Annotated in this window: 36 protein-coding genes; 31 read left to right on the forward strand and 5 right to left on the reverse strand. The window is 44.8% G+C overall.

The window, feature by feature from the left end; all coding sequences use genetic code 11:
* Position 1 precedes the first annotated feature (1 nt).
* The 27 genes from rplB to dsbD all read left to right on the forward strand — a co-directional run bounded on the left by rplB (position 2) and on the right by dsbD (position 14,141).
* A complete protein-coding gene (gene rplB, locus GQ367_RS00305; protein ID WP_089514993.1) occupies positions 2 to 832 on the forward strand; it encodes a 50S ribosomal protein L2 in 831 nt (276 codons plus the stop codon).
* Positions 833 to 850: 18 nt separating this feature from the next.
* Positions 851 to 1,126, forward strand: a complete 276-nt coding sequence (gene rpsS / locus GQ367_RS00310; protein WP_088812730.1) for a 30S ribosomal protein S19 — start codon at positions 851 to 853, stop codon at positions 1,124 to 1,126.
* 10 nt (positions 1,127 to 1,136) lie between these two features.
* On the forward strand, positions 1,137 to 1,466 hold the full coding sequence (gene rplV, locus GQ367_RS00315; protein ID WP_089514994.1) for a 50S ribosomal protein L22: 330 nt from the start codon (positions 1,137 to 1,139) through the stop codon (positions 1,464 to 1,466).
* 9 nt (positions 1,467 to 1,475) lie between these two features.
* Positions 1,476 to 2,288 carry a 30S ribosomal protein S3 gene (gene rpsC / locus GQ367_RS00320; RefSeq protein ID WP_215290586.1) on the forward strand — a complete coding sequence of 271 codons (813 nt, stop codon included), beginning with the start codon at positions 1,476 to 1,478 and terminating at the stop codon, positions 2,286 to 2,288.
* Positions 2,289 to 2,290: 2 nt separating this feature from the next.
* Positions 2,291 to 2,707, forward strand: a complete 417-nt coding sequence (rplP, locus tag GQ367_RS00325) for a 50S ribosomal protein L16 (RefSeq protein WP_215290587.1) — start codon at positions 2,291 to 2,293, stop codon at positions 2,705 to 2,707.
* Positions 2,708 to 2,722: 15 nt separating this feature from the next.
* Entirely contained in the window at positions 2,723 to 2,914 is a 192-nt protein-coding gene (gene rpmC, locus GQ367_RS00330; protein ID WP_089514997.1) for a 50S ribosomal protein L29, read from the forward strand.
* Positions 2,914 to 3,186 (forward strand): 30S ribosomal protein S17, encoded by a 273-nt coding sequence (rpsQ, locus tag GQ367_RS00335; RefSeq protein ID WP_215290588.1) that lies wholly within the window; start codon positions 2,914 to 2,916, stop codon positions 3,184 to 3,186. The genes rpmC and rpsQ overlap by 1 nt, the downstream gene beginning before the upstream one ends.
* 180 nt (positions 3,187 to 3,366) lie before the next feature.
* Positions 3,367 to 3,735 (forward strand): 50S ribosomal protein L14, encoded by a 369-nt coding sequence (gene rplN / locus GQ367_RS00340; RefSeq protein ID WP_088812724.1) that lies wholly within the window; start codon positions 3,367 to 3,369, stop codon positions 3,733 to 3,735.
* 9 nt (positions 3,736 to 3,744) lie between these two features.
* The gene (gene rplX, locus GQ367_RS00345; RefSeq protein WP_215290589.1) at positions 3,745 to 4,053 is read left to right on the forward strand and encodes a 50S ribosomal protein L24; all 309 of its coding nucleotides are present in this window, start codon (positions 3,745 to 3,747) and stop codon (positions 4,051 to 4,053) included.
* Positions 4,054 to 4,070: 17 nt separating this feature from the next.
* Positions 4,071 to 4,613: a 50S ribosomal protein L5 gene (rplE, locus tag GQ367_RS00350; RefSeq protein WP_215290590.1), complete on the forward strand. Its 543-nt coding sequence runs from the start codon at positions 4,071 to 4,073 to the stop codon at positions 4,611 to 4,613.
* A gap of 9 nt (positions 4,614 to 4,622) precedes the next feature.
* Complete coding sequence (gene rpsN, locus GQ367_RS00355; RefSeq protein ID WP_089515001.1) at positions 4,623 to 4,928, forward strand: 30S ribosomal protein S14; 306 nt, start codon at positions 4,623 to 4,625, stop codon at positions 4,926 to 4,928.
* Positions 4,929 to 4,951: 23 nt separating this feature from the next.
* Positions 4,952 to 5,347: a 30S ribosomal protein S8 gene (gene rpsH / locus GQ367_RS00360; protein ID WP_089515002.1), complete on the forward strand. Its 396-nt coding sequence runs from the start codon at positions 4,952 to 4,954 to the stop codon at positions 5,345 to 5,347.
* A gap of 14 nt (positions 5,348 to 5,361) precedes the next feature.
* The gene (rplF, locus tag GQ367_RS00365) at positions 5,362 to 5,895 is read left to right on the forward strand and encodes a 50S ribosomal protein L6 (protein WP_089515003.1); all 534 of its coding nucleotides are present in this window, start codon (positions 5,362 to 5,364) and stop codon (positions 5,893 to 5,895) included.
* Positions 5,896 to 5,907: 12 nt separating this feature from the next.
* On the forward strand, positions 5,908 to 6,264 hold the full coding sequence (gene rplR / locus GQ367_RS00370; RefSeq protein ID WP_089515004.1) for a 50S ribosomal protein L18: 357 nt from the start codon (positions 5,908 to 5,910) through the stop codon (positions 6,262 to 6,264).
* 23 nt (positions 6,265 to 6,287) lie between these two features.
* Positions 6,288 to 6,806: a 30S ribosomal protein S5 gene (gene rpsE, locus GQ367_RS00375; RefSeq protein WP_089515005.1), complete on the forward strand. Its 519-nt coding sequence runs from the start codon at positions 6,288 to 6,290 to the stop codon at positions 6,804 to 6,806.
* Positions 6,807 to 6,822: 16 nt separating this feature from the next.
* A complete protein-coding gene (gene rpmD / locus GQ367_RS00380) occupies positions 6,823 to 6,999 on the forward strand; it encodes a 50S ribosomal protein L30 (RefSeq protein WP_088812716.1) in 177 nt (58 codons plus the stop codon).
* Between the two features lie 15 nt (positions 7,000 to 7,014).
* Positions 7,015 to 7,455 (forward strand): 50S ribosomal protein L15, encoded by a 441-nt coding sequence (gene rplO / locus GQ367_RS00385; protein ID WP_215290591.1) that lies wholly within the window; start codon positions 7,015 to 7,017, stop codon positions 7,453 to 7,455.
* A 13-nt stretch (positions 7,456 to 7,468) separates the two neighbouring features.
* Positions 7,469 to 8,806 (forward strand): preprotein translocase subunit SecY, encoded by a 1,338-nt coding sequence (gene secY, locus GQ367_RS00390; RefSeq protein WP_215290592.1) that lies wholly within the window; start codon positions 7,469 to 7,471, stop codon positions 8,804 to 8,806.
* A 5-nt stretch (positions 8,807 to 8,811) separates the two neighbouring features.
* A complete protein-coding gene (gene infA, locus GQ367_RS00395; RefSeq protein ID WP_088812713.1) occupies positions 8,812 to 9,030 on the forward strand; it encodes a translation initiation factor IF-1 in 219 nt (72 codons plus the stop codon).
* A 27-nt stretch (positions 9,031 to 9,057) separates the two neighbouring features.
* On the forward strand, positions 9,058 to 9,174 hold the full coding sequence (gene rpmJ, locus GQ367_RS00400) for a 50S ribosomal protein L36 (RefSeq protein WP_012357167.1): 117 nt from the start codon (positions 9,058 to 9,060) through the stop codon (positions 9,172 to 9,174).
* 32 nt (positions 9,175 to 9,206) lie between these two features.
* Positions 9,207 to 9,572, forward strand: a complete 366-nt coding sequence (rpsM, locus tag GQ367_RS00405; protein WP_215290593.1) for a 30S ribosomal protein S13 — start codon at positions 9,207 to 9,209, stop codon at positions 9,570 to 9,572.
* 16 nt (positions 9,573 to 9,588) lie between these two features.
* Positions 9,589 to 9,990 (forward strand): 30S ribosomal protein S11, encoded by a 402-nt coding sequence (gene rpsK / locus GQ367_RS00410; RefSeq protein WP_088812711.1) that lies wholly within the window; start codon positions 9,589 to 9,591, stop codon positions 9,988 to 9,990.
* An 85-nt stretch (positions 9,991 to 10,075) separates the two neighbouring features.
* Complete coding sequence (gene rpsD / locus GQ367_RS00415) at positions 10,076 to 10,699, forward strand: 30S ribosomal protein S4 (RefSeq protein ID WP_089515009.1); 624 nt, start codon at positions 10,076 to 10,078, stop codon at positions 10,697 to 10,699.
* 27 nt (positions 10,700 to 10,726) lie between these two features.
* Complete coding sequence (gene rpoA, locus GQ367_RS00420) at positions 10,727 to 11,707, forward strand: DNA-directed RNA polymerase subunit alpha (protein ID WP_089515010.1); 981 nt, start codon at positions 10,727 to 10,729, stop codon at positions 11,705 to 11,707.
* 18 nt (positions 11,708 to 11,725) lie between these two features.
* Positions 11,726 to 12,112: a 50S ribosomal protein L17 gene (gene rplQ, locus GQ367_RS00425; RefSeq protein ID WP_089515011.1), complete on the forward strand. Its 387-nt coding sequence runs from the start codon at positions 11,726 to 11,728 to the stop codon at positions 12,110 to 12,112.
* Between the two features lie 63 nt (positions 12,113 to 12,175).
* Positions 12,176 to 12,505 carry a divalent-cation tolerance protein CutA gene (gene cutA / locus GQ367_RS00430; protein WP_215290594.1) on the forward strand — a complete coding sequence of 110 codons (330 nt, stop codon included), beginning with the start codon at positions 12,176 to 12,178 and terminating at the stop codon, positions 12,503 to 12,505.
* Between the two features lie 25 nt (positions 12,506 to 12,530).
* The gene (gene dsbD, locus GQ367_RS00435) at positions 12,531 to 14,141 is read left to right on the forward strand and encodes a protein-disulfide reductase DsbD (protein ID WP_251370167.1); all 1,611 of its coding nucleotides are present in this window, start codon (positions 12,531 to 12,533) and stop codon (positions 14,139 to 14,141) included.
* An 18-nt stretch (positions 14,142 to 14,159) separates the two neighbouring features.
* On the opposite strand, the gene hemB is transcribed toward dsbD, so the two are convergent.
* Both hemB and yihA read right to left on the reverse strand, forming a co-directional pair.
* The gene (gene hemB / locus GQ367_RS00440; protein WP_215290596.1) at positions 14,160 to 15,152 is read right to left on the reverse strand and encodes a porphobilinogen synthase; all 993 of its coding nucleotides are present in this window, start codon (positions 15,150 to 15,152) and stop codon (positions 14,160 to 14,162) included.
* 8 nt (positions 15,153 to 15,160) lie between these two features.
* The gene (gene yihA, locus GQ367_RS00445) at positions 15,161 to 15,844 is read right to left on the reverse strand and encodes a ribosome biogenesis GTP-binding protein YihA/YsxC (RefSeq protein ID WP_089515015.1); all 684 of its coding nucleotides are present in this window, start codon (positions 15,842 to 15,844) and stop codon (positions 15,161 to 15,163) included.
* 110 nt (positions 15,845 to 15,954) lie between these two features.
* Here yihA and GQ367_RS00450 point away from each other — a divergent pair, with 110 nt between their 5' ends.
* The 3 genes from GQ367_RS00450 (at position 15,955) to ccsB (ending at position 20,053) form a co-directional block, all read left to right on the forward strand.
* Positions 15,955 to 16,632, forward strand: coding sequence for a cytochrome c (locus GQ367_RS00450; RefSeq protein WP_215290597.1), 678 nt, complete (start codon positions 15,955 to 15,957; stop codon positions 16,630 to 16,632).
* Positions 16,633 to 16,709: 77 nt separating this feature from the next.
* Positions 16,710 to 18,863, forward strand: coding sequence for a cytochrome c biogenesis protein ResB (locus tag GQ367_RS00455; RefSeq protein WP_215290598.1), 2,154 nt, complete (start codon positions 16,710 to 16,712; stop codon positions 18,861 to 18,863).
* 89 nt (positions 18,864 to 18,952) lie between these two features.
* Entirely contained in the window at positions 18,953 to 20,053 is a 1,101-nt protein-coding gene (gene ccsB, locus GQ367_RS00460) for a c-type cytochrome biogenesis protein CcsB (RefSeq protein ID WP_251370213.1), read from the forward strand.
* A 96-nt stretch (positions 20,054 to 20,149) separates the two neighbouring features.
* On the opposite strand, the gene lysA is transcribed toward ccsB, so the two are convergent.
* A complete protein-coding gene (gene lysA / locus GQ367_RS00465; protein ID WP_215290600.1) occupies positions 20,150 to 21,436 on the reverse strand; it encodes a diaminopimelate decarboxylase in 1,287 nt (428 codons plus the stop codon).
* Positions 21,433 to 21,600 carry a lipoprotein gene (locus tag GQ367_RS08655; RefSeq protein WP_371818537.1) on the reverse strand — a complete coding sequence of 56 codons (168 nt, stop codon included), beginning with the start codon at positions 21,598 to 21,600 and terminating at the stop codon, positions 21,433 to 21,435. Before GQ367_RS08655 ends, lysA begins: the two co-directional genes overlap by 4 nt.
* A gap of 34 nt (positions 21,601 to 21,634) precedes the next feature.
* Between GQ367_RS08655 and cyaY the strand changes: the two genes are divergently transcribed.
* Complete coding sequence (cyaY, locus tag GQ367_RS00470) at positions 21,635 to 22,021, forward strand: iron donor protein CyaY (protein ID WP_251370168.1); 387 nt, start codon at positions 21,635 to 21,637, stop codon at positions 22,019 to 22,021.
* Positions 22,022 to 22,046: 25 nt separating this feature from the next.
* On the opposite strand, the gene GQ367_RS00475 is transcribed toward cyaY, so the two are convergent.
* Positions 22,047 to 24,356: a penicillin-binding protein 1A gene (locus tag GQ367_RS00475; RefSeq protein ID WP_215290601.1), complete on the reverse strand. Its 2,310-nt coding sequence runs from the start codon at positions 24,354 to 24,356 to the stop codon at positions 22,047 to 22,049.
* Positions 24,357 to 24,364: the final 8 nt, after the last annotated feature.

Genomic DNA, 24,364 nt, shown 5'->3' on the forward strand with positions numbered 1-24,364 from the left:
CATGCCTTTAATGAAGACTAAACCGACTTCACCTGGACGTCGTTCCATGGTGAAAGTGGTAAATCCAGATTTGCACAAGGGTAAACCTTTTGCAGGTTTGTTAGAGCCACAACATCAAAAATCAGGTCGTAACAATAACGGTCACATCACGACACGCCATAAGGGCGGTGGTCATAAGCATCACTATCGTGTTGTTGACTTTAAGCGTAATGACAAAGATGGTATTCCAGCGAAAATTGAACGCTTAGAATACGATCCAAACCGTACTGCAAACTTAGCCTTGTTGCTATTTGCAGATGGTGAGCGCCGTTACATCATTGCTCCTAAGGGTGCAGTGGTTGGTCAGGCAATCATGAGCGGTTCAGAGGCCCCAATCAAAGTTGGTAACAACTTGCCATTGAGAAATATTCCTGTTGGTAGCACGATCCACTGCGTGGAAATGTTGCCAGGTAAAGGTGCTCAAATGGTTCGTACTGCTGGTGGTTCAGCAGTGCTTTTGGCTCGTGAAGGCGTGTACGGTCAAGTGCGTTTGCGCTCTGGCGAAGTACGTCGTGTACACATTGAATGTCGTGCAACGATTGGTGAAGTAGGTAATGAAGAACACAGCCTACGTCAAATCGGTAAAGCTGGTGCAAATCGCTGGCGCGGTATTCGTCCAACAGTTCGCGGTGTTGCAATGAACCCAGTCGATCACCCACATGGTGGTGGTGAAGGTCGTACAGGCGAAGGTCGTGTTCCAGTATCTCCATGGGGCACGCCAACGAAGGGTTACAGAACACGTCGCAATAAGCGTACGACAAGCATGATTGCTCAACGTCGTCAAAAGCGCTAATAGAATAAGGAAATAGACATGACGCGCTCAGCTAAAAAAGGCCCATTCTGCGAAGTAACCCTTGTTAAAAAGGTTGAAACTGCAGTAGCCAACAAAGATAAGAAGCCCATCAAGACATGGTCACGCCGTTCGACCATTCTTCCAGACTTCATTGGTCTCACAATTGCCGTCCACAATGGTCGTCAGCATGTACCTGTGTACATCACTGAAAACATGGTTGGACATAAATTGGGTGAGTTTGCCCTAACGCGCACCTTCAAAGGTCACGCGGCAGATAAGAAAGCGAAGAAGTAAGAGGACGATGATGGAATCTAAAGCTATTCACCGCAGCGCCCGCATTTCAGCGCAAAAAACACGTTTGGTCGCTGACCAAATTCGTGGATTGCCAATTGCTCGCGCGCTAAATATTCTCACATTCAGCCCTAAAAAAGCTGCATTCATCATGAAGAAAGTAGTTGAATCTGCTATCGCTAACGCGGAGCACAATTCAGGTGCTGATATTGATGAGTTGAAAGTGAAGACAGTCACTGTTGATAAGGCCACATCGCTCAAGCGTTTTACTGCTCGTGCTAAGGGTCGCGGCAACAAGATTGAAAAACAAACTTGTCACATCACTGTGACTTTGAGCAACTAAGGAAGAGACATGGGTCAGAAAATACATCCAACCGGATTTCGTCTCTCGGTAAGCCGTAACTGGACTTCACGCTGGTACGCTAACAGCAACGACTTTGCAAAAATGTTGCAAGAAGACGTTGAAGTTCGTAGCTACCTTAAGAAGAAGTTGAAAAATGCATCAGTGAGCAAAGTGATCATTGAGCGTCCTGCAAAGAACGCAAAGATCACTATCTATAGCTCACGTCCAGGTGTTGTTATTGGCAAAAAAGGCGAAGACATCGAAGTGTTGCGCAAAGAGTTGCAAAAGCGCATGGGTGTGCCAGTTCACGTCAATATCGAAGAAATTCGCAAGCCTGAAGTTGATGCTCAGTTAATCGCTGATTCAATCACACAACAGCTTGAAAAACGTATCATGTTCCGTCGCGCGATGAAGCGTGCAATGCAAAGCGCAATGCGCTTAGGCGCTCAAGGTATCAAGATCATGAGTGCTGGCCGTTTGAACGGTGCTGAAATTGCTCGTACAGAATGGTACCGTGAAGGTCGTGTGCCTCTTCATACATTGAAGGCTGATATTGATTACGCAACATCAGAAGCAGAAACAACATACGGCATCATTGGTGTGAAGGTTTGGGTTTACAAAGGTGACACATTGGGTCGCGTTGATGTAAACGCAGTTGCACCTGCAGCACCTGAAGCAGATCAAGAGAAAAAGACTCGTCGTCCTAGCACACGTGCACCACGTAAAGCTAAAGAAGACGGTGATAAGCCAGCAGCTGATGCTAAGCCAGCAGTAAAACGCGTGCGCAAAGTAACTAAGCCTGCTGAGAAGGCTGGAGAATAATTATGTTGCAACCAAAACGTCGTAAGTACCGTAAGGAACAAAAAGGCCGTAATACTGGTGTTGCCACTCGTGGTAGCAGCGTAGCATTCGGTGACTTTGGTTTGAAAGCAGTTGGTCGTGGTCGATTGACAGCTCGTCAAATTGAGTCTGCACGTCGTGCGATGACTCGTCACATTAAACGTGGCGGTCGTATTTGGATCCGCATTTTCCCAGACAAGCCAATTTCTCAGAAGCCTGCAGAAGTTCGTATGGGTAACGGTAAGGGTAACCCAGAGTACTACGTAGCTGAAATCCAACCAGGTAAAGTTTTATACGAGATGGATGGTGTTGACGAAGTATTGGCGCGCGAGGCTTTTAGACTTGCTGCTGCTAAGTTGCCAATTCAAACTACATTTGTTGTGCGCCAGCTTGGCGCCTAATTTGGACGGGACAAAATGAAAGCTTCCGATTTGAACGCCAAAGACGTTAAATCTTTAAACCAAGAGCTATCTGAATTGCTCAAGGCCCAATTTAAATTGCGCATGCAAAAGGGCACTCAGCAACTTTCAGATACTAGCCAACTCGGCAAAGTAAAGCGCGACATCGCTCGTGTAAAAACTGTTATTGCCCAGAAAGCGAGCAAATAATGACTGAAACTACAAAAAAATCATTGCGCCGCACCTTGATCGGTCGCGTAGTGAGCGACAAAATGCAAAAAACTGTGACTGTATTGGTTGAGCGTCGTGTAAAGCATCCTTTGTATGGCAAATATGTTGCTAAATCAAAGAAATACCATGCTCACGATGAAACAAACCAGTACAAAGACGGTGATATGGTTGAGATATCAGAGTCAAAGCCAATCTCACGCAGCAAGTCATGGGTTGTAACAAAATTGGTTGAAGCGGCGAAAGCAGCTTAAAAACTAACAAAACGGGCTTGCAACGATAGTTCAGGCCTGTTATAGTAGAGGGCTTTCCAGCGACGTATGCTGGAAAGTAATTGATTCAGAAGTATTAATCCGGGATTTTGGTCGAAAGATTGAGGTCCCTCAACGGAACCAAGACTGATTGCCTATGGCGCTCAAGTTGGGGATAAAAAGATGATTCAAACTGAAAGCAGACTAGAGGTTGCCGATAACACCGGTGCCCGCGAAGTATTGTGCATCAAGGTGCTCGGTGGTTCAAAACGCCGTTACGCCAGCATTGGTGACATTATTAAAGTGACGGTTAAAGACGCCGCTCCGCGTGGTCGTGTTAAAAAAGGTGATATTTATAACGCCGTGGTGGTTCGCACTGCCAAGGGTGTACGTCGTCCAGACGGTTCACTAATCAAATTTGATTCCAATGCGGCTGTTTTGCTTAACGCAAAACTAGAGCCAATTGGTACACGTATTTTCGGGCCAGTAACACGCGAATTGCGTACTGAACGCTTCATGAAAATCGTTTCTCTCGCGCCAGAAGTTATTTAAGGGGTCGATATGAACAAGATTCGTAAAGGCGATCAAGTAGTAGTTATTACTGGTCGTGACAAAGGAAAAAAAGGCACAGTGACTGAAATCCTCGAGGGTAAATTACTCGTTGATGGCGTTAATGTGTACAAGAAAAACGTTAAACCAAACCCAGCGACTGGTGCAACAGGTGGTGTAGTTGATAAGACTATGCCAATCCAAGCATCTAACGTTGCATTGGTTGACGCAAACGGCAAACCATCACGCGTTGGCATCAAAGTGGCTGACGGCAAGAAGGTTCGCTACCTCAAGACAACTGGCGCTGTAATCGCTGCCTAAGACGAGGATAACTAAATATGTCAACACGTTTACACAGCTTCTATAAAGAAAAAGTTGCAGCCGATTTGATGAAGAAATTCGGTTACAAGTCTGTTATGGAAGTGCCGCGCATCACCAAGATCACATTGAACATGGGCTTGGGCGAAGCGGTGAATGATAAGAAAATTATTGAACACGCTGTTGGTGATCTAACAAAGATCGCTGGACAAAAGCCTGTTGTAACTAAAGCGCGTAAAGCTATTGCGGGTTTCAAAATCCGTCAAGGCTACCCAATTGGTGCAATGGTGACTTTGCGTGGTCAAACAATGTATGAATTCCTAGATCGTTTTATTACAGTTGCATTGCCACGTGTGCGCGATTTCCGCGGTATCTCTGGTAAGGCATTTGACGGTCGCGGTAACTACAACATTGGTGTTAAAGAGCAGATCATTTTCCCGGAAATCGAGTACGACAAAATCGACTCACTACGTGGATTAAATATCAGCATTACCACTACTGCTAAAACTGATGACGAAGCAAAAGCTTTGTTAGCAGCGTTTAAATTCCCATTCCGCAATTAAGAGGTCATCGTGGCTAAATTAGCATTGATTGAACGCGAAAAGAAGCGCACCAAGACTGTCGCAAAGTATGCCGCTAAGCGTGCAGAGTTAAAAGCGATTATTGATGACGTCTCTAAGAGCGAAGAAGAACGTTATGAAGCTCGTTTGAAGTTGCAACAGCTTCCACGTAACGCAAGTCCAACTCGCCAGCGTAATCGCTGTGCATTAACTGGCCGTCCTCGCGGCACGTTCCGCAAGTTCGGCTTGGCCCGTAGCAAAATCCGTGAAATCGCCTTCCGTGGCGAGATCCCTGGTGTAACCAAGGCCAGCTGGTAAGCGGCGAAAGATTAGGAGAACACATGAGTATCAGCGATCCAATCGCCGACATGCTGACGAGAATCCGTAACGCGCAAGCGGTACAGAAGACAAACGTCGCCATGCCTTCTTCCAAGCTCAAGGTAGCGATTGCCAACGTTCTAAAAGACGAAGGTTATATCGACAGCTTTGAAATTGCTGGAGAAGCGGCTAAACCTGTATTAAATATCAGCCTAAAGTACTACGCAGGCCGTCCAGTTATTGAGCGCATTCAACGCGTATCAACACCTGGTTTGCGTATCTACAAAGGTCGCCATGACATTCCAAAGGTTTTGGACGGTCTAGGTGTTGCAATCATTTCTACGCCACAAGGCGTGATGACAGATCGTAAAGCTCGCGCTATTGGCGTGGGTGGCGAAGTCATCTGCTACGTAGCTTAATAGGGAGAACGAAGATGTCAAGAGTCGGTAAAAGCCCTATTGAGTTGCCAAAAGGCGCGGATGTGCAGATTGCTGCAAATCAAGTAACAGTTAAAGGCCCATTGGGTACGTTGTCACACACATTGCACCCACTCGTTGGTTTGCAACAGAAAGATGGCGTTCTTCAAGTCGTTTGTAACGATGAGTCTGCAGAATCAAATGCTTTGTCAGGCACAACACGTGCCTTGGTGAGCAACATGGTTAAAGGCGTAACAACAGGTTTTGAGCGCAAGCTTAGCTTGGTGGGCGTTGGTTACCGTGCTTCTGTTCAGGGTAACGCATTGAAATTGCAATTAGGTTTCTCACATGATGTGATTCATGATTTGCCAGCAGGTGTTAAGGCAGAAACTCCATCACAAACTGAGATCATTATTAAAGGCGCCAACAAGCAGCAAGTTGGCCAGGTAGCCGCAGAAGTTCGCGCATACCGTCCACCAGAGCCATACAAAGGCAAGGGTGTACGTTATGTTGATGAAGTGGTTCGCCTCAAAGAAACCAAGAAGAAGTAATCGGGGTTAGATATGAACAAAAATGAAACACGAGTTCGCCGCGCACGCCAAACCCGCATCAGAATTGCGGAACAATTGGCTCATCGTTTGACGATTTATCGTTCTAACCAGCATATCGTTGCTCAGCTTTACAGCGCAGATGGCACCAAAGTTCTTGCAGCTGCTTCAACTATGGAAGCAGATATCAAAAAAGCATTGAACGGTAATGGTGGTAACAGTGCTGCAGCTCAGCATGTTGGCAAAACTATTGCTGAACGTGCCATCAAGGCAGGCGTTACAGAGGTAGCGTTTGACCGTGCTGGTTTCCGTTACCATGGCCGCGTGAAAGCGTTGGCAGAGGCTGCGCGTGAAGCCGGCCTTAAGTTCTGATCGCGAAGGCTCAAGGAAATAATATGGCAAAGATGCAAAATAAAGTTCAATCTGAAGAGCGTGATGATGGTCTACGCGAAAAGATGATCGCTATCAACCGAGTGACCAAAGTTGTTAAAGGTGGTCGTATTCTCGGTTTTGCTGCACTAACAGTGGTTGGTGATGGTGATGGCGGCATTGGTATGGGTAAGGGCAAGTCAAAAGAAGTGCCAGTAGCTGTACAAAAAGCAATGGACGAAGCACGTCGCAAGATGTTCAAGGTTTCTTTACGCAGCGGCACATTGCAGCACACAGTAGTTGGTCAGCATGGCGCGTCACGCGTTTTGATCTCTCCAGCTAAAGACGGTACTGGTGTTATTGCTGGTGGCCCAATGCGTGCGGTATTTGATGTGATGGGTATCACGAACGTGGTTGCAAAATCACTTGGTTCAACAAACCCATACAACATGGTTCGTGCAACTTTGGATGGCTTACGCAAAATGAGCACTCCTTCAGAAATCGCTGCAAAGCGCGGTAAATCTGTAGAGGAGATCCTAGGTTAATCGCCAGGAAAAATATATGAGCACAGTAAAAATTCAATTAGTACGTAGTCTTATTGCTACTCGTGAAGATCATCGCGCAACAGTACGTGGCTTAGGCTTGCGTCGCGTGAATTCTGTTTCTGAGTTGCAAGATACGCCAGCAGTTCGCGGCATGATTAACAAAGTGTCTTACTTGGTTAAAGTCATCAAGTAATACTTAGGGATAGATATGGAACTCAATAAAATTAAACCTGCAGAAGGTGCTAAGCACGCTAAGCGTCGTGTGGGTCGTGGTATTGGCTCAGGCTTAGGTAAAACTGCTGGCCGTGGACACAAAGGTCAAAAATCTCGTTCAGGTGGTTTCCACAAAGTTGGCTTCGAAGGCGGTCAAATGCCTTTGTATCGTCGCTTGCCAAAACGTGGTTTCGTATCTTTGAGCAAACAGTTTGACGGTCAAGTGACATTAACTGATTTGCAAAAGCTTGGTTTGGCTGAGATTGATCTAGTAACTCTTAAAAAGAGTGGCTTGGTATCTGGCTTAACTAAGAGTGTAAAAATCATTAAAACTGGTGAGTTATCAATGGCAATCACAGTGCGTGGCATTTTAGCTACTGCCGGTGCTAAAGCTGCTGTTGAAGCCGCTGGTGGCAAATTTGTTGAAGCAGCTTAAGAGTTAATCCTTAATGGCCATTGCATCTCCAAACCTCGCAAGCATGAAATCAGGAAGCAAGTTCGCCGACTTACGTCGTCGCTTGATTTTCTTGGTTTTGGCATTGGTGGTTTACCGCATTGGCGCGCATATTCCAGTGCCAGGTATTGATCCTGACCAATTGGCTCAATTGTTTGATAGCCAAAGTGGTGGAATTCTTGGAATGTTCAACCTGTTCTCAGGCGGAGCACTTTCTAGATTCACGGTGTTTGCACTTGGAATCATGCCGTACATTTCTGCATCGATCATCATGCAGTTATTGACCATCGTTCTTCCAACATTGGAGGCAATGAAAAAAGATGGTCAAGCAGGACAAAGAAAAATCACGCAGTACACACGTTATGCAACTTTGGTGTTGGCATCTTTCCAAGCGCTTGGTATTGCGATTGCATTAGAAGCGCAAGCAGGATTGGTGATTGATCCAGGCTTTACATTCCGTATGAATACTGTGATCACACTTGTGACAGGAACAATGTTCTTGATGTGGTTAGGTGAGCAAATCACTGAGCGTGGTTTGGGTAACGGTATTTCAATCATCATTTTCGGCGGTATTGCAGCTGGTTTGCCTGGCGCACTTGGTGGTTTGTTTGAATTGGTAAGAACTGGTTCAATGAGCGCACTATCAGCTATTTTGATTGTTGCAATCGTTATCGCCGTAACTTATTTTGTGGTGTTTGTAGAGCGTGGTCAGCGTCGTGTATTGGTTAACTATGCCAAACGTCAAGTTGGTAACAAGGTATACGGTGGCCAAGCTTCTCATTTGCCATTGAAGTTAAACATGGCAGGCGTTATTCCTCCAATTTTTGCTTCATCAATTATTTTGTTCCCGGCAACAATTGCAGGTTGGTTCACAGCAGGTGAGACAACAAGCTCTGTGACTTTATTTATTAAAGATTTGGCGGCAACTTTGTCACCAGGTCAGCCAGTTTATATTTTGATGTATGCATTAGCGATTATTTTCTTCTGCTTCTTCTACACAGCAATGGTGTTTAACAGCAGAGATACAGCAGACAACCTTAAGAAGAGTGGCGCTTTTGTTCCAGGTATTCGTCCTGGCGATCAGACCGCGCGTTACGTTGATAAGATTTTGACGCGCTTGACGTTGATCGGTGCTGCTTACATGGTTTTGGTTTGTTTGTTGCCAGAGTTTTTGGTGTTACGTTGGAATGTGCCGTTTTACTTCGGTGGAACATCACTTCTAATCATCGTGGTTGTGACAATGGACTTCATGGCCCAAGTTCAGTCATACATGATGCAGCAGCAATATGATTCACTATTGAAGAAGGCTAACTTCAAAATGGGTAACTCGTAAGCTATATGGCAAAAGATGATGTCATACAAATGGCTGGCGAGATTGTTGAAAACTTGCCTAATGCCATGTTTCGTGTGAAGTTAGAAAACGGACATGTGGTGTTGGGACATATCTCAGGAAAAATGCGTATGCACTATATCCGCATTCTTCCTGGCGACAAAGTGACGGTGGAGCTTACTCCATACGACTTGTCAAAAGCGCGAATTGTGTTCCGCGCGAAGTAGTAACTAATTGTATAGAAGAGGTTAATTATGAAAGTTTTGGCATCTGTAAAGTGTATCTGCCGCAACTGCAAGATTATTAAACGCAAGCGCGTGGTCCGAGTGATCTGTTCATCAGATGCTCGTCACAAGCAGCGTCAGGGTTAATAAGAAGCCGTCTCAAAAAAGAGGAACGTTACATGGCACGTATCGCAGGGGTAAACATCCCAAATCATCAACACACCGTTATTGGTTTAACGGCTATTTTTGGTATTGGCAATTCATTGGCTCGCAAGATTTGCGAAGCTTCTGGTGTTGCAATCGACAAAAAAGTTAAAGACCTAAACGATGCTGATTTAGAAAAACTTCGTGAAGAGGTAGGCAGGTTCACTGTTGAAGGTGACTTGCGTCGTGAAGTGACAATGAACATCAAGCGCCTAATGGACTTAGGTTGCTACCGTGGTCTGCGTCATCGCAAAGGCTTGCCAATGCGCGGTCAACGCACACGCACTAATGCTCGTACACGCAAAGGCCCTCGTAAGGCCGGTATTGCACTTAAGAAATAATTAGGAAGAGCTGACAATGGCAAAACCACAACAAAACAACGCGGCTCGCGCCCGTAAAAAAGTTAAAAAGAATATTGCTGACGGCATTGCGCACGTTCACGCATCATTCAATAACACTATCGTGACTATCACTGATCGCCAAGGCAATGCGTTGTCATGGGCTACATCAGGTGGCCAAGGTTTTAAAGGTTCTCGTAAATCGACACCGTTTGCCGCACAGGTAGCAGCTGAAGTTGCTGGCCGCGCAGCGATCGAGTGCGGTATCAAGAACTTGGCAGTTGAGATCAAGGGCCCAGGTCCTGGTCGCGAATCTGCTGTTCGTGCTTTGAATGCTCTTGGCATCAAAATCACGGAAATCCAGGACGTTACGCCAGTTCCACACAATGGCTGCCGTCCTCCAAAGCGTCGTCGTATCTAATTTTTTTAATCAAGCCCACCGTCCATTGCTTGTAAAGAATGGACTCACCCTCAGTTATTAACTGAAGGCAAAGAAAGGATGAATCGTGGCACGTTACATAGGCCCTAAAGCCAAACTATCACGTCGGGAAGGTACCGACTTATTTCTAAAGAGCACACGTCGCTCTTTATCAGACAAATGCAAGCTTGACACTAAGCCAGGTCAACATGGCCGCACATCTGGTGCGCGTACATCTGACTACGGTAATCAATTACGTGAAAAGCAAAAAGTTAAGCGTATTTACGGTGTTTTGGAGCGTCAGTTCCGCCGTTATTTCGCTGAAGCTGAGCGTCGCAAAGGCAACACAGGTGAAAACTTGTTGATGTTGTTGGAGTCACGTTTAGACAACGTCGTATACCGCATGGGTTTTGGCTCAACACGCGCCGAAGCACGTCAATTGGTTTCTCACAAAGCAATTTTGTTGAATGGTAATGTTGCAAACATTCCTTCAATGCAAGTTCGTCCAGGTGACGTTATTGCAATTCGTGAAAAAGCTAAAAAACAAACTCGTATTCAAGAGTCTTTAGGTCTTGTTGCTCAGTCAGCTGATGTTAGCTGGGTGAACGTAGACGCTACTAAATTAGAAGGCACATTCAAGCAAGCCCCTGATCGTGAAGACATCGGTGGCGATATCAATGAAAGCTTGATCGTCGAACTTTACTCACGTTAATGTGTCGCCCTCTTAAGGAATAAATATATGCAAAACACACTGCTGAAGCCGAAAATTATTTCCGTTGAAGCGCTTGCAGAAAACCAAGCGAAAGTAGTTATGGAACCGTTTGAACGCGGTTATGGCCATACCTTGGGTAATGCCTTGCGTCGTGTGCTTTTGTCGTCTATGGTAGGTTGTGCTCCAACAGAAGTCAGCATTGCTGGCGTAGTTCATGAGTACTCAACAATTGATGGCGTGCAAGAAGACGTTGTTAACCTATTATTGAACCTCAAAGGCATTGTTTTTAAATTAGAACAGCGTGATGAAGTAACCATCAACTTGCGCAAAGAAGGCGCAGGCGTTGTTTTGGCAAAAGACATTGAATTGCCTCACGATGTTGAAATCATCAATCCTGATCACGTGATCGCACACTTATCTGCAAACGGTAAGTTAGATATGCAAATCAAGATTGAAAAAGGACGTGGCTATGTTCCTGGCAACGTTCGTAAATATCAAGACGAATCTTCAAAGACGATTGGTAGCATTGTTCTAGATGCTTCATTCAGTCCAGTTCGTCGTGTTAGCTACGCCGTTGAATCAGCTCGTGTTGAGCAACGCACAGACTTAGATCGCTTGGTCATGACAATTGAAACGAACGGTGTATTAACACCTGAAGAAGCAATTCGTCAGTCAGCTAGCATCTTGGTTGATCAGTTAGTAGTATTTGCACAACTTGAAGGTACACAAGCTGCCGGCGACTTGGCTCCAAGCCGTTCACCAGCTGTTGACCCAATGTTGATGAGACCTGTTGATGATCTTGAATTAACAGTTCGCTCTGCAAATTGCTTAAAAGCTGAAAACATTTACTACATCGGTGACCTCATTCAACGCACTGAGAACGAGTTGTTAAAGACTCCAAATCTTGGCCGCAAATCATTGAATGAAATTAAAGATGTCTTGGCCGCTCGCGGTCTGACCTTGGGCATGAAGCTAGATAACTGGCCTCCTGCAGGTCTTGAGAAATAATAGAAAGGAAGAGCCACCATGCGTCACGGAAACGGACTTCGTAAATTAAATCGTACATCCTCACATCGTTTAGCGATGTTGCGCAACATGTCTAATTCATTGTTGCAGCACGAGGTTATTAAAACAACTTTGCCAAAAGCTAAAGAGTTGCGTCGTGTAGTTGAGCCGCTAATTACTTTAGGCAAAAAAGACAACTTGGCTAACCGCCGTTTAGCATTTGATCGTTTGCGCGATCGTGAAATGGTTACCAAACTCTTCACAGAGTTGGGCCCACGCTTTGCTACACGTCCAGGCGGCTATTTGCGTATTTTGAAGTTCGGCTTCCGCGTGGGTGACAATGCACCTATGGCTTTGGTTGAGCTTTTGGATCGCCCAGAAGTCACTGAAGCACCAGCAGCAGAATAAAGCTCGCTGTTCAATAAAAAAGCCTGGTTTTGCCAGGCTTTTTTGTTTGGAAGATAATGGGTGATGGATTCAATTTACCTGATCATTACAACGGTTGCTAAGCAAGAGGATGCCAATAAATTGGCCAACCTAGCCACAGAAAAAAATATGGCTGCCTGCGCACAAATACAGTCAGTGTGCACCTCTACTTATCGCTGGCAAGGTCAAATAGAAACAGCAACTGAATACCCGGTTCATTTCAAAACAAATGAATCAGGCAAGCAGGCCTTGATGAGCCTGCTGAAGCAAAACCACCCTTATGATGTCCCTGAAATTATTTGTATCAAGGTCGATGAGGTCGATTCAGATTATGCTGATTGGTTGAATGCCCAGATAACTAACAAAAATGATTAAAAATTTACTAATTTCTTTTGCATTAATGTTTAGTGCAATCACTGCGCAGGCGCAAAATTTTCTTGCGCCAGAGCAAGCCTTTCAGGTCAGTGCCGAATATCAGTCTAAGGATGAAATTGTTTTGAATGTAAAACCTGCGAAGGGTTATTACATCTACCGTGAATCAATCAAGTTCAAGCTGGTAAAAAATAATGGTGATCTATCGCTGGGTCCTTCGCAATTACCGCAAGGCAAAATTAAATTCGATGAAAACTTTGGTAAAGAACTAGAAACCTACCCAAAGGATTTCAGCATACTGCTTCCTTTGATTAATAACAAAGATGCTTCAGGAATGATTCTCAGCATGGAGTTGCAGGGCTGTGCTGATAAAGGAATTTGTTATCCGCCGATGGAATTAAGGTTCACTCTGTCAGGTTTGCAGTCAGTAGTAAATGGCGTTTTATATGAGGAGGGCGCTGAGGCTGAATCGGGTGCACAAAATACGACGAAGCAACTAGGCTTATCAGATCTATGGTCAGCTAGAGATGATGCTGGATTGTTAACGGGCATGTTGCAAAATATTTCCCCAATCATTTTGTTGGGATCATTCTTTATCTTGGGGCTTGCAATGGCTTTAACGCCCTGCGTGCTACCAATGTTGCCAATCATGTCGAGTGTGATATTTGGCTCAAAGACTAATCAACATCGTGATGTATCGAAGTTGAGATCATCAGTGCTAGCCATGTCTTATGTGCTGGGCATGGCAATCATGTACAGCGTGGCTGGCATGATCACAGCTGCGCTTGGCGCGAATATTCAAGCGTGGTTGCAAAACCCATGGGTCTTGAGCGTATTTGCATTGATGTTGTTGGCCCTGGCAGCGAGCTTGTTTGGTTTCTATGAGTTACGTTTACCCCAGTCGCTACACAACAAAATTGATCGCATTGCTGGAAAGCAAGAGGGCGGAAGTGTGGTTGGGGCATTCATGTTGGGCGCCATTTCAACATTGATTGCAAGTCCTTGCGTCACGGCACCATTGGCGGGTGTTTTGGCGTTCATTGCGCAAACAGGTTCAATCCCAATGGGAGGAGTTTTATTGTTTGTGATGGCCTTAGGCATGGGCTTGCCACTGATGCTGTTTGCAATTGGTGCTAAGGGTATCATTCCAAGGGCCGGTGCTTGGATGACGGTGGTGCAAAGAATTTTTGGTGTTCTTTTGATTGGATTGGCAGTTTGGGTTGCGTCACCAATTTTCACAAGCTCTAAGTCATCAAGTAACGAAACCATGCATCGATTGGAGTCGGGCATTGTGTTCCAGCGGGTTGCGAATACTGCACAGCTAGATGCCTTATTAAATCAGGCGAAACAAAAAGGGCAACCTGTCTTGCTTGATTTCTATGCAGACTGGTGTGTGACTTGTAAAGAGATGGAATTGCTGACTTTCAGTGATGAGAAAGTTAAAGCAGCGCTGGGTGCTTATTTGTTGATTCAAGTAGATGTCACAAAAAATACTGTGGACCATCAGCGCATATTGAAACAATATGCTTTGTTTGGGCCGCCTGCTATTTTGTTTTTTGACGCAAATGGCGAAGAAAAGATAAGCAGGAGAGTGATTGGATTTATGAAAGCAGAGCGCTTCTTAGAGCGCCTGCAATAAATCTAGCCAGTGATCTAATTACTTGTTGGCGTTTAAAAGTCTTGCTGCATCTCTGGCGAAGTAAGTCAGAATGCCATCCGCACCAGCACGCTTAAATGCCAACAAAGATTCCATCATTACTGCCTCTTCATTGATCCAGCCATTTTGTGCTGCAGCTTTGATCATTGCGTATTCGCCACTCACCTGATAAGCAAATGTTGGGTAGCCAAGCTCTTCTTTGACTCTTCTAACGATGTCTAAGTAAGGCATGCCAGGTTTGACCATCACCATGTCAGCACCCTCTTCAATATCAAGAGCGACCTCTCTGATTGCTTCATCAGAGTTGGCTGGATCCATTTGATAATTTTTCTTATCGCTCTTGCCTAAATTGCCGGCAGAGCCAACTGCATCTCTGAATGGGCCGTAAAAAGCTGAAGCGTATTTTGCAGAGTAGGCCATGATTTGAGTGTGAATAAACCCATGAGCCTCAAGAGAGTCTCTGATAGCACCAATGCGACCATCCATCATGTCAGATGGCGCGACGATGTCTGCGCCTGCTTGCGCATGTGTCAATGCTTGTTTGATCAATGCGTCAACTGTTGGATCATTGAGAACATAGCCATCAGCATCGATGATGCCGTCTTGACCATGGCTGGTGTATGGATCAAGAGCAATATCCGTCATGATGCCAAGATTGGGGAATTGTTTTTTGAGTTCTTTGATCGCCTGTGGAATCAATCCATTGGGATTGAAAGCTTCTTTGCCATCTGGAGTTTTGAGTTCTGCTCTGATCACTGGAAACAAGGCCATTACTGGAATGCCAAGCTTGACGCAATCTTCAGCAACTACCATCAACTTATCAAGAGATAAGCGACTAACGCCCGGCATGGATGAAACAGTTTCTTCTCGACCACTGCCATCAAGCAAGAAAACTGGATAAATAAAATCATTAGATGACAGTTGATTTTCTTGAACTAAGCGACGTGACCAATCTGTTTTGCGTAAGCGACGTGGACGATGAAATAGTTGCATATAAAACCTTATGAAGAAAGTTGGGGTTTTAGATTTTTAGAAATCCGATTTTCATTGCTGGTATGGGCTGCAGATGCTTCGATGCCCAACCAATTTGAAACCATAGCGTCAGCTTCAACCAGGCCAATTCTTTTGGTGCTTGAGAATAGCTGAACTGTGTATGGTCCATGCGGGTTAAGTTCTTTGAGCTTTTCTTGAAGTTTTTTAAGGGCCAAACGGCTCTCTGATTGATTCAATTTGTCGCATTTTGTTAATAAAACATGAATTGGGCGACCCGTTGGGCTGAACCATTCAATCATTTGCTGGTCTAAATCAGTCATGCCACGGCGAGAATCCATGATCAAAACCATGCCTTTTAAGTTCGGTCTGGTTTGCAAATAGCTGGAAAGCAGATTATTCCAATGACTCTTTGTTTTGAGGTCAACCTGGGCATAGCCGTAACCTGGTAAATCAACTAAATTCGCTAAATTGGTCTTATCTTTCGTTAAAATACCGAAAAAGTTGATATGTTGCGTTCTTCCTGGTGTTTTACTAGCAAAAGCAAGGCGATTTTGCTGGCAAAGTACGTTAATTGCAGTCGACTTTCCAGCATTTGAACGACCGGCAAAAGCCACCTCGGGGATCTCCCAAGTGGGCAAATCAACCAAGTGGTTAATGGTTACTAGAAATTGTGCTTGATGTAGGGTCGACATAGATGTTTAAGAGTTAGACCTATTGTAAAATCTAACGCTGTTAATTGGTTGTTTAGTTAAAAATAAAGATTTAATAATCTTCGCATCATATACACACAGGTGAGAGCACAATGCGTCAAACATTTTCCGTCACATTAAAAACTTTGGTGATTGCCCTAGGTTTATCTTTGGTCAATCCTTCATTTGCAGCTGAACCTGCTGCAGCGCCAGCTGGCCCAGCAAAGGCTGATATCGCAAAGGGTGAGGCTTTGTACAACGCCGGTGATGCCAAGCGTGGTCTTGCCGCTTGTATGGGTTGCCATGGCCCTAACGGAGTCAGTGGTGGTGGCACCTATCCTAAGTTAGCTGGTCAGCATGCTGCTTATACAGTGAAACAGCTAAAAGATTACAAGGCTGGAAAAGAGCGTCCTAATGCCATCATGTCTGCTTTTGCTGGAATGATGACAGAGGAAGACATGATCAACGTTGCTGCCTATTTGGAAAAGCAAACACCTGGTTTGGGTACTGCTAAAAACAAGGCCAGCATTGAATTAGGTCAAAAGATTTACCGTGGCGGTATTGCTTCTAAGCAAGTGCCTGCCTGCGCAGCTTGTCATGCACCGAATGGTGCAGGTATTCCATCACAGTATCCACGCCTATCAGGTCAGTGGGCTGAATACACGGAAGCTCAGTTGGTTGCATACCGTCAAGGTGAGCGTAAGAACAGCGTGCAGATGACTGGAATTGCCTCTAGAATGTCAGATGCTGAAATTAAAGCCGTGTCAGATTACATCGCCGGTTTGCGTTAATTTATAAATTAAGTAGCTCTCAATAAGAAGGGCCCACGAACATTGTTTGTGGGCTTTTTATTTTTTAAAAGAAGGTTATGGCGAACACGGTTCTTGCAACATCTGATAGTCGTTTGAAAAGATTTAATCGAGCTAGCGTTGAGTTGTTATCCTCAATGCGTTTCGCCATTGCATTGCTAACAATCATTTCTATTGCCAGCATCATTGGAACGGTGATTAAGCAAGGCGAGCCATACGCAAACTATGTCAATCAATTCGGACCATTCTGGGCAGAGATTTTCAACGGCTTAGGATTGTTTGCGGTTTATACAGCCTGGTGGTTCTTACTGATTTTGGCCTTTTTGGTTGTCTCAGTATCCTTCTGCGTGTTGCGCAACGCACCGAAAATGTTGGCCGATGTTCGTGCTTGGAAAGAGCATGTTCAAGAAGGTGGATTAAGAGCGCTTCACCATCACTTTGAATTTTCTACAGGCAATCTTTCTACTCAAGCCGCCGCAGCAAAAATTGCTGATCAGTTAGCAAAAGAAGGTTACTCAGTTAAGACGCTGGTTTCTGAGGACAGTTCTAGGGTGCTTGCAAAAAAAGGTGCTGCCAGTAAGTGGGGTTATATCTTCGCCCACAGTGCGATTGTTTTGATTTGCTTGGGTGGCTTGCTAGACGGTGATTTGTTCACACGCGGGCAAATTTGGTTCGGTGGGAAAAGTGTTCTTCCAGAGAGCACGCAGGGAATGTTGATTTCAGATATTCCAAGTGAACATAAATTAAGCGAAGCAAACCCAAGTTATCGAGCAAATATTTTTGTTCCAGAAGGTGGCACGAGCGCTACAGCATTGCTGAGCTCAACAAGTGGCAGCATCATTCAAGAATTGCCTTTTTCAGTTTCATTGAAAAAATTCCACGTGGAGTATTACAGCACCGGAATGCCAAAGTTATTCATGAGTGAAGTACTCATCAAAGATTTGGATACTGGTAAAGAAACAGAAGCAAAAATCAAAGTGAATGAACCAATGATTCACCGAGGCGTTGCCATTTATCAATCAAGTTTTGAGGATGGCGGCTCTAAATTAAAGTTGCGCGCTTACCCAATGCAGGGAGCTGCTAACTCTGTTCAAACAAGTTTTATTGTTGATGGCAACGTTGGTCAAAGTACCAAGCTAAAGTCCAGCGATGGTACAAGTTATACCCTCGAATTCAGCGGCTTTAGACCAACCAACGTTGAAAATATTTCTAATGCATCCGGTCAGTCTGATGCCAGAGGCGTTGCTTTGCAGCAATCCGATGCCGGCCTTAAGAAATTGCTCGGCGATCGATTGGGCTCTGGTGCAAAAACAAGCAAGCCAGTTGATTTAAAAAATGTGGGGCCATCAGTTCAATATAAGTTAAGAGATGCTGCCGGCCAAGCGCTTGAATATAGCAATTACATGCAGCCACTGTTCATCGACGAAATGCCGATGTTCATGTTGGGTGTGAGACAAAGTTCTGCGGAAGAGTTTAAATATTTGCGCATACCTGCTGATGCGAACTTGAGCATGAATGAGTGGTTGATTTTGAGAACTCTTTTGCAAGATTCAGGCGCTCGTCAACGTGCTGTGCAGCGCTTCATTGGAACCATCGGTCAGCAACAGGGTTTTGCTGGTGCGCCACAAATGTTGAACCAGTTAAGAGAGAGTGCTAGCAGATCAATTGAGTTATTTTCCGGCTCAACAGCATTCGCTATTCAGCAAGCAAAAGAAGCTGGTATCAAACCGGGTGGTTTTGCTGCCTTAGGTTCATTTATCGACAAAGCTGTTCCAGAAGCAGATCAACAAAAGGCAGCTGAAGTGGTTTTAAAAGTATTGAATGGGGTTATTTGGGAGTTGTGGCAAGAAGCCAGAGGTCAGTTGAAATTACCACCTTCTAAAAATGACATGGAGAGTCAGCGCTTCATTCAGGCTGCAACCTCTGCCTTGTCAGACGCTAATTTTTATCCTGCCCCTTTGGTCTTCCAGTTGGAATCATTTGAAGAGGTCAAAGCAAGTGTCTTTCAGGTCACCAGATCCCCTGGCAAGAACATGGTTTATCTAGGTTGTTTACTATTGACCCTGGGTATTTTTGCCATGTTCTATTTGCCAGAGAGAAGAATCTGGGTCAGAAGTCTATCTAATGGCAAACAACTATTTGCTATGTCGACATCCAGAAAAACATTGGATTTTGAAAAAGAGTTTGAAAAATATCAGAAAGATTTTCAATAATGGAAACTAAATACGTTAGTACGGTTCAAGGTGGCTTGCTTCAAAACCTAAAGCAAGGTTTTGTGAATATTTTTAAAAGCTTGGGCGTAATGGATTATCTGTTTGCTTTGGCTTTATTGGTTGGTGCATTTTTTGCCGAAAGTCGTTTCCATAACTTCATGGATAGCTATGAACAAACGATTTTGTTTTGTTCAGTTCCTGCATTAGCTATTTTGGGTTGGGCTTGGAAGCCGCTCAGAACTTTGATGATCAGTTCAACAATTCTGACTTTCATAGCCATCTATTTCTACCAAACGCCAGAGGGTGGAGTTCTTGCAAGGGCTGAGCAAGCATTCTTTTTGAAGTACATGCTTTCTAGCCAGTCTGCCATTTTGTGGATGAGCGTGTTTTTCTGTTTCAGCACACTTTTCTACACCTTGAACTTATTTTTCCGTTCACAAAATATGGGCTCAACTGGATCTAAATTCTGTTGGGCAGCGGTTTACATTGGCTTAACTGGCATGTTGGTGCGTTGGTATGAGTCTTATTTGATGGGCGCCGACATTGGCCACATTCCTATTTCAAATTTATATGAAGTATTCATTCTCTTCTGCTTGGTAACAGCACTGTTCCACTTGTATTACGAAGCCAAGTACAAATCTTTGGTGCTTGGTTCTTTTGTTTTATGGATCATTGCAGCAGCCGTGGGTTTTATTCTTTGGTACAGCGTCACGCGTGATGCGCATCAAATTCAACCATTGGTACCAGCCTTGCAAAGCTGGTGGATGAAAATACACGTGCCAGCAAACTTTATTGGTTATGGCACATTTGCTATTGCAGCTATGTTAGGCATTGCCTATTTGCTCAAGGCAAAAAATATCATGGCAGATCGTTTGCCAAGCTTAGAGTTACTTGATGATGTGATGTACAAAGCCATTGCAGTTGGTTTCGCATTCTTCACAATCGCAACGATTCTTGGCGCCTTATGGGCGGCAGAGGCCTGGGGTGGCTACTGGAGCTGGGATCCGAAAGAAACCTGGGCGCTGATTGTTTGGCTTAACTACGCTGCTTGGTTACACATGCGCTTGATGAAGGGCCTAAGAGGCGTGGTTGCAGCTTGGTGGGCAGTAGTAGGTCTTTTTGTCACGACCTTTGCTTTCATCGGTGTGAACATGTTCTTGTCAGGCTTGCACAGTTACGGAGCGCTTTAATTAAGAGTTATTAAAGCCTAGCGCTTGAGTATGAATGCCCTGAAATCTTTAAAAGCTTCAGGGCATTTTTTTAGTTGCTTTAGTTGCTTCAGTTGTTTAGGCGGGCAACAGTCTTTCGTTAGCAAAGAGACTTTCAATCGACTCTCGCTCTCGGATCAAATGAATCGTTGAACCATCAACCATCACTTCTGCTGCTCTGCCTCGGGTGTTGTAGTTTGAGCTCATGGTGAAGCCATAAGCGCCCGCTGACAAAATAGCTAATTGATCACCAGCTTGAACATTGAGTTCGCGATCTCTTCCAAGCCAATCACCTGATTCACAAATAGGCCCGACGACATCACAAGTCATGTTCGGTGCAGTTGATTGCTTCACTGGAACAATTGAGTGATAGGCCTCATACATGGCTGGACGCATTAAATCGTTCATGGCTGCATCAACAATACAAAAATTCTTGGTTTCACCAGGCTTGATGTATTCAACAGTCGTCAATAAAAGACCTGCATTGCCAACTAAAGATCTACCTGGTTCAAAGAGCACCTCAAGGTGTCCGTAACCTTTTGCTTCAATGTGGTTGAGCAAAGTGTTGGCAAAGTCAGTGATCGCTGGTGGCGTGTCGTTTGCGTAGTTGATGCCCAAGCCACCGCCGATATCCAAGTGATGAATGTTGATACCGTTGTCGCCAAGAGATTTAATTAACTCCAGTACGCGGTCCAAGGCATCTAAGTAAGGGCTGATTTCTGTGATTTGTGAACCAATATGACAATCAATGCCAACAATCTTGCAATTGCTCATCGATGCAGCTTCACGATAGGTGTTGATCACCTCATCATAGGCGATACCAAATTTATTGCCCTTCAGGCCCGTTGAAATGTAAGGGTGTGTTTTAGGGTCGACATCTGGATTGACCCTTAATGAGATTGGCGCAACAACTCCTAAGCTTGCAGCGACTTCATTTAATCTTGAAAGTTCAGGAATTGATTCAAGGTTAAAACATTTAACCCCTGCTTTGAGGGCGGCAGTCATTTCTGTGCGACTTTTGCCAACCCCAGAAAAAACAATTTTTTTCGCTTCGCCGCCAGCTGCTAAAACTCGTGCCAACTCACCAGCGCTCACAATGTCAAAGCCAGCGCCTAGGCGAGCAAAAACATTCAAGATGGCTAAATTGCTATTGGCTTTCATGGCATAGTGAACTTGTGCCCGGCGCTCACCGTTTGGCTTAAAACAGGCCTTTTCGTAGGCATTAAAAGCATCTGTCAGAGCTTTTCTGCTGTAAACGTACGTTGGCGTACCAAATTCTTTGGCAATTTGAGAGAGGGGCACATTTTCAGCAAACCATTCTTGCTGGACGATTGAGAAGCCATTCAGGCTTGGAACAGAATTCATTTGGAATCTTTCGCAGGAGGCCACTGTTTACCGGTGGGTTCTGCTTTTTCAGGTTGAGTCGGGGCTGGAGGTATAGTTGGTAGCGTGAGAGGTCCACGTATCCCACATCCGAAGAGGGATATTGCTACACAAAGAAGCCAAGTCCTAGATACAATAAAACGCATATGTATAAGTATATAAATGATCTCTGACTATAGCATGGCAAATATAAAAATGATGAACAAAGACATAGAAACATTATCAGACGCTGGTTTTTACGCAATTGCTGAAAAAACCTTGAAAGCCATTGAGATTTCTTTGGAGGAGGCTTTTCAGGAAACGGATTTAGACCTTGATATCTCAAGACAGGGTGGCAATGTCGTGAATATTCAATTTGAAGACAAGAGTGTGATTGTTGTGAACACGCAGTCACCGCTTCAAGAGATTTGGGTTGCTGCGAAAGAGGGCGGGTTTCACTATAAGTGGGCTGGTACTCTTCAAGAGCCTCTGTGGTTGGATACAAAAACGGGTGCTGAACTATTTAGCGAATTAAGCCGTCTCGCTAGTCAACAAGCGAAAACCACCTTAGAAGTGAAATTTATTTAAAGCTGCAATTAATTTAAAGCGGCGCTTAATCTAAGGTAGTTGTTTTGCCAAAGAATGGAACAAATGCAGGAATGGTCCAGTCGCCATCTTGCTGAGCAACGCCTGCAGGCACTGGTCGTGGTGATTCTGGAACACCGTTCAGTGCAGTCTTCATGTACCTGATCCACATAGGTAATGCTAGGCCGCCACCAGTCTCGCGATCACCTAAGCTCTTGGGCTTATCAAAGCCCATCCATGCGACTGCCACCACATCTGATTGATAGCCTGCAAACCATGCATCCATGGATTCATTGGTTGTACCTGTTTTACCCGCAATGTCAGATCTACCTAAAGCAGGTCTGGCTGAGGCAGCTGTTCCAGATTTGGTGACTTCTTGTAACAAACTATCCATCACAAAAGCAGTGCGCGCATCCAATGCCCGTAAATTTGCATCGCCTGCTTTTTGAGGGCTTGCTTCAAATAGAACGTTGCCTTTTGCATCAATCACTTTACTGATCAAGTAAGGCTCAACACGGTAACCGCCATTGGCGAATACGCCGTAACCAGTGGCAAGTTCAAGTGGCGTTACTGCGCCAGCACCTAAAGCCATGGTTAAGTAGGGCGGATGTTTTTCTGCTTCAAAGCCAAAGCGTTGAATAAAGTCTTGAGCGTAACGAGGACCAATCTTTCTAATGACTCTGACCGATACCAAGTTTTTAGATTTTGCCAAAGCGGCACGAAGTTTCATTTGACCTTCAAACTTACCGTCGTAGTTTTTAGGGCTCCACATCTGACTGCCTGTTTCAAGTGCGCTGATTGAAAGTGGCGCATCATTCACCAGCGTATTTGGCATGATGCCCTTTTCAAGTGCGGCAGCATAGATGAACGGTTTGAATGAAGAGCCAGGCTGGCGTTGCGCTTGAGAAACACGATTGTATTTATTTCTATTGAAATCAAAGCCACCTACTAAAGCTCGAATACCACCATTGTTTGCATCTAAGGCGACAAAGGCAGCTTCAACTTGAGGCATTTGCGCCAGAATCCAGCGACCATCTGATGGTAATACTCGAATAATGGCGCCAGGTTTGATTTGTTGTTTTGGTTGAGCTTTGTCTGACAAAGCGACTGTGCCAAGCTTGAGGTCGTCACCTTTGATTGTGACAGTGTCACCAGTGGCAATCACCGCTTGAATTTCTTTTGGATTGGCCGCTATCACCACGCCAGCTAACAAATCATCACTGCTTGGATGATCACTCAAGATGTCGTCAATGGCTCTTTGTCTGGCAGTTGAATCTTCAGGAAGTTTGATATATCCCTCAGGCCCTCGGTATTTATGACGTAGCTCATAATCCATGATGCCTTTTCGAACCGCTGAATAGGCAGCATCTTGTTCTGCTTTTCTGATGGTGGTGATAACAGTCATGCCTTGGGTATAAATGCCATCACCATATTCACTGATCAATAACTGGCGAACCATTTCAGTTGCGAAGTCAGCTTTGGTTGTGAACTCTCGACCAATTCCGCGAATATGAAGTGTTTCACTCATGGCAGATTGATACTGGCTTGGGGTGATCATTTTTAAGTCACGCATTCTTTGCAAAATATATTCTTGACGAATTTTTGCGCGACGATAATTCACCACTGGGTTGTATGCTGATGGGGCTTTAGGTAAGCCAGCCAGCATGGCTGCTTCAGCAATTGAAATTCGTTGAATATCTTTACCAAAGTAAATTTGAGCAGCACTGCCAAATCCGTAAGCCCTCTGTCCCAAATAAATTTGGTTCATGTACAACTCAAGAATTTGTTCTTTAGATAGGTTGGATTCAATTTTCCAAGCTAATAAGACTTCATAAATTTTTCTGGCGAATGATTTTTCATTCGTTAAGAAAAAGTTTCTGGCCACTTGCATGGTGATCGTTGATGCACCTTGCGCAAGTCGACCCCTTAAGTTTGCGAGCGTGGCTCTTAGTACGCCCCAGTAATCAACGCCACCGTGCTCATAAAAACGCTCATCTTCAATCGCAACAACAGCATTTTTAAGATAACTTGGAATTTCTTCAATCGCAATGATGTTTCTGCGTTCCTCGCCAAACTCGCCAATCAATGCATTGTCGGCGGTGTAAATGCGCAGAGGAACTTTGGGGTTGTAATCTGTGATGGTGTCTAGGTCGGGTAGATTGGGTTTTGCAACAACCAGCGCATAAACAATCACCAGGCCTAATAAGATAAGGCCGGCGCTTCCCAAGAAAATCCCCCAACGAATTAAATACTGTTGCCAATTGCGTCGTGGTTTTCTAGATTGTGCACCCCCGCCTAAGCGTGAGGGTGGTCTGACTGGCTTGCGAGATTCACTCATGACTTGAT

The organism is Polynucleobacter sp. MWH-CaK5, assembly GCF_018687615.1.
Taxonomy (GTDB): domain Bacteria; phylum Pseudomonadota; class Gammaproteobacteria; order Burkholderiales; family Burkholderiaceae; genus Polynucleobacter.

Bases quoted from the DNA above. Each gene is read 5' to 3' on its own strand.
- dsbD (WP_251370167.1), top strand. From the start codon at position 12,531: ATGTTTAGTGCAATCACTGCGCAGGCGCAAAATTTTCTTGCGCCAGAG.
- infA (WP_088812713.1), top strand. From the start codon at position 8,812: ATGGCAAAAGATGATGTCATACAAATGGCTGGCGAGATTGTTGAAAAC.
- rplV (WP_089514994.1), top strand. From the start codon at position 1,137: ATGGAATCTAAAGCTATTCACCGCAGCGCCCGCATTTCAGCGCAAAAA.
- ccsB (WP_251370213.1), top strand. From the start codon at position 18,953: ATGGATTATCTGTTTGCTTTGGCTTTATTGGTTGGTGCATTTTTTGCC.
- rplE (WP_215290590.1), top strand. From the start codon at position 4,071: ATGTCAACACGTTTACACAGCTTCTATAAAGAAAAAGTTGCAGCCGAT.
- rpmD (WP_088812716.1), top strand. From the start codon at position 6,823: ATGAGCACAGTAAAAATTCAATTAGTACGTAGTCTTATTGCTACTCGT.
- rpmC (WP_089514997.1), top strand. From the start codon at position 2,723: ATGAAAGCTTCCGATTTGAACGCCAAAGACGTTAAATCTTTAAACCAA.
- rpoA (WP_089515010.1), top strand. From the start codon at position 10,727: ATGCAAAACACACTGCTGAAGCCGAAAATTATTTCCGTTGAAGCGCTT.
- rplQ (WP_089515011.1), top strand. From the start codon at position 11,726: ATGCGTCACGGAAACGGACTTCGTAAATTAAATCGTACATCCTCACAT.
- rpsK (WP_088812711.1), top strand. From the start codon at position 9,589: ATGGCAAAACCACAACAAAACAACGCGGCTCGCGCCCGTAAAAAAGTT.
- yihA (WP_089515015.1), bottom strand. From the start codon at position 15,844: ATGTCGACCCTACATCAAGCACAATTTCTAGTAACCATTAACCACTTG.
- GQ367_RS00450 (WP_215290597.1), top strand. From the start codon at position 15,955: ATGCGTCAAACATTTTCCGTCACATTAAAAACTTTGGTGATTGCCCTA.
- rpsH (WP_089515002.1), top strand. From the start codon at position 4,952: ATGAGTATCAGCGATCCAATCGCCGACATGCTGACGAGAATCCGTAAC.
- GQ367_RS08655 (WP_371818537.1), bottom strand. From the start codon at position 21,600: ATGCGTTTTATTGTATCTAGGACTTGGCTTCTTTGTGTAGCAATATCC.
- rpmJ (WP_012357167.1), top strand. From the start codon at position 9,058: ATGAAAGTTTTGGCATCTGTAAAGTGTATCTGCCGCAACTGCAAGATT.
- cyaY (WP_251370168.1), top strand. From the start codon at position 21,635: ATGGCAAATATAAAAATGATGAACAAAGACATAGAAACATTATCAGAC.
- rplF (WP_089515003.1), top strand. From the start codon at position 5,362: ATGTCAAGAGTCGGTAAAAGCCCTATTGAGTTGCCAAAAGGCGCGGAT.
- GQ367_RS00455 (WP_215290598.1), top strand. From the start codon at position 16,710: ATGGCGAACACGGTTCTTGCAACATCTGATAGTCGTTTGAAAAGATTT.
- lysA (WP_215290600.1), bottom strand. From the start codon at position 21,436: ATGAATTCTGTTCCAAGCCTGAATGGCTTCTCAATCGTCCAGCAAGAA.
- rplO (WP_215290591.1), top strand. From the start codon at position 7,015: ATGGAACTCAATAAAATTAAACCTGCAGAAGGTGCTAAGCACGCTAAG.
- rplR (WP_089515004.1), top strand. From the start codon at position 5,908: ATGAACAAAAATGAAACACGAGTTCGCCGCGCACGCCAAACCCGCATC.
- rpsS (WP_088812730.1), top strand. From the start codon at position 851: ATGACGCGCTCAGCTAAAAAAGGCCCATTCTGCGAAGTAACCCTTGTT.
- rplP (WP_215290587.1), top strand. From the start codon at position 2,291: ATGTTGCAACCAAAACGTCGTAAGTACCGTAAGGAACAAAAAGGCCGT.
- rpsQ (WP_215290588.1), top strand. From the start codon at position 2,914: ATGACTGAAACTACAAAAAAATCATTGCGCCGCACCTTGATCGGTCGC.
- rpsC (WP_215290586.1), top strand. From the start codon at position 1,476: ATGGGTCAGAAAATACATCCAACCGGATTTCGTCTCTCGGTAAGCCGT.
- hemB (WP_215290596.1), bottom strand. From the start codon at position 15,152: ATGCAACTATTTCATCGTCCACGTCGCTTACGCAAAACAGATTGGTCA.
- rpsE (WP_089515005.1), top strand. From the start codon at position 6,288: ATGGCAAAGATGCAAAATAAAGTTCAATCTGAAGAGCGTGATGATGGT.
- rpsM (WP_215290593.1), top strand. From the start codon at position 9,207: ATGGCACGTATCGCAGGGGTAAACATCCCAAATCATCAACACACCGTT.
- rplB (WP_089514993.1), top strand. From the start codon at position 2: ATGCCTTTAATGAAGACTAAACCGACTTCACCTGGACGTCGTTCCATG.
- rplN (WP_088812724.1), top strand. From the start codon at position 3,367: ATGATTCAAACTGAAAGCAGACTAGAGGTTGCCGATAACACCGGTGCC.
- cutA (WP_215290594.1), top strand. From the start codon at position 12,176: ATGGATTCAATTTACCTGATCATTACAACGGTTGCTAAGCAAGAGGAT.
- GQ367_RS00475 (WP_215290601.1), bottom strand. From the start codon at position 24,356: ATGAGTGAATCTCGCAAGCCAGTCAGACCACCCTCACGCTTAGGCGGG.
- rplX (WP_215290589.1), top strand. From the start codon at position 3,745: ATGAACAAGATTCGTAAAGGCGATCAAGTAGTAGTTATTACTGGTCGT.
- secY (WP_215290592.1), top strand. From the start codon at position 7,469: ATGGCCATTGCATCTCCAAACCTCGCAAGCATGAAATCAGGAAGCAAG.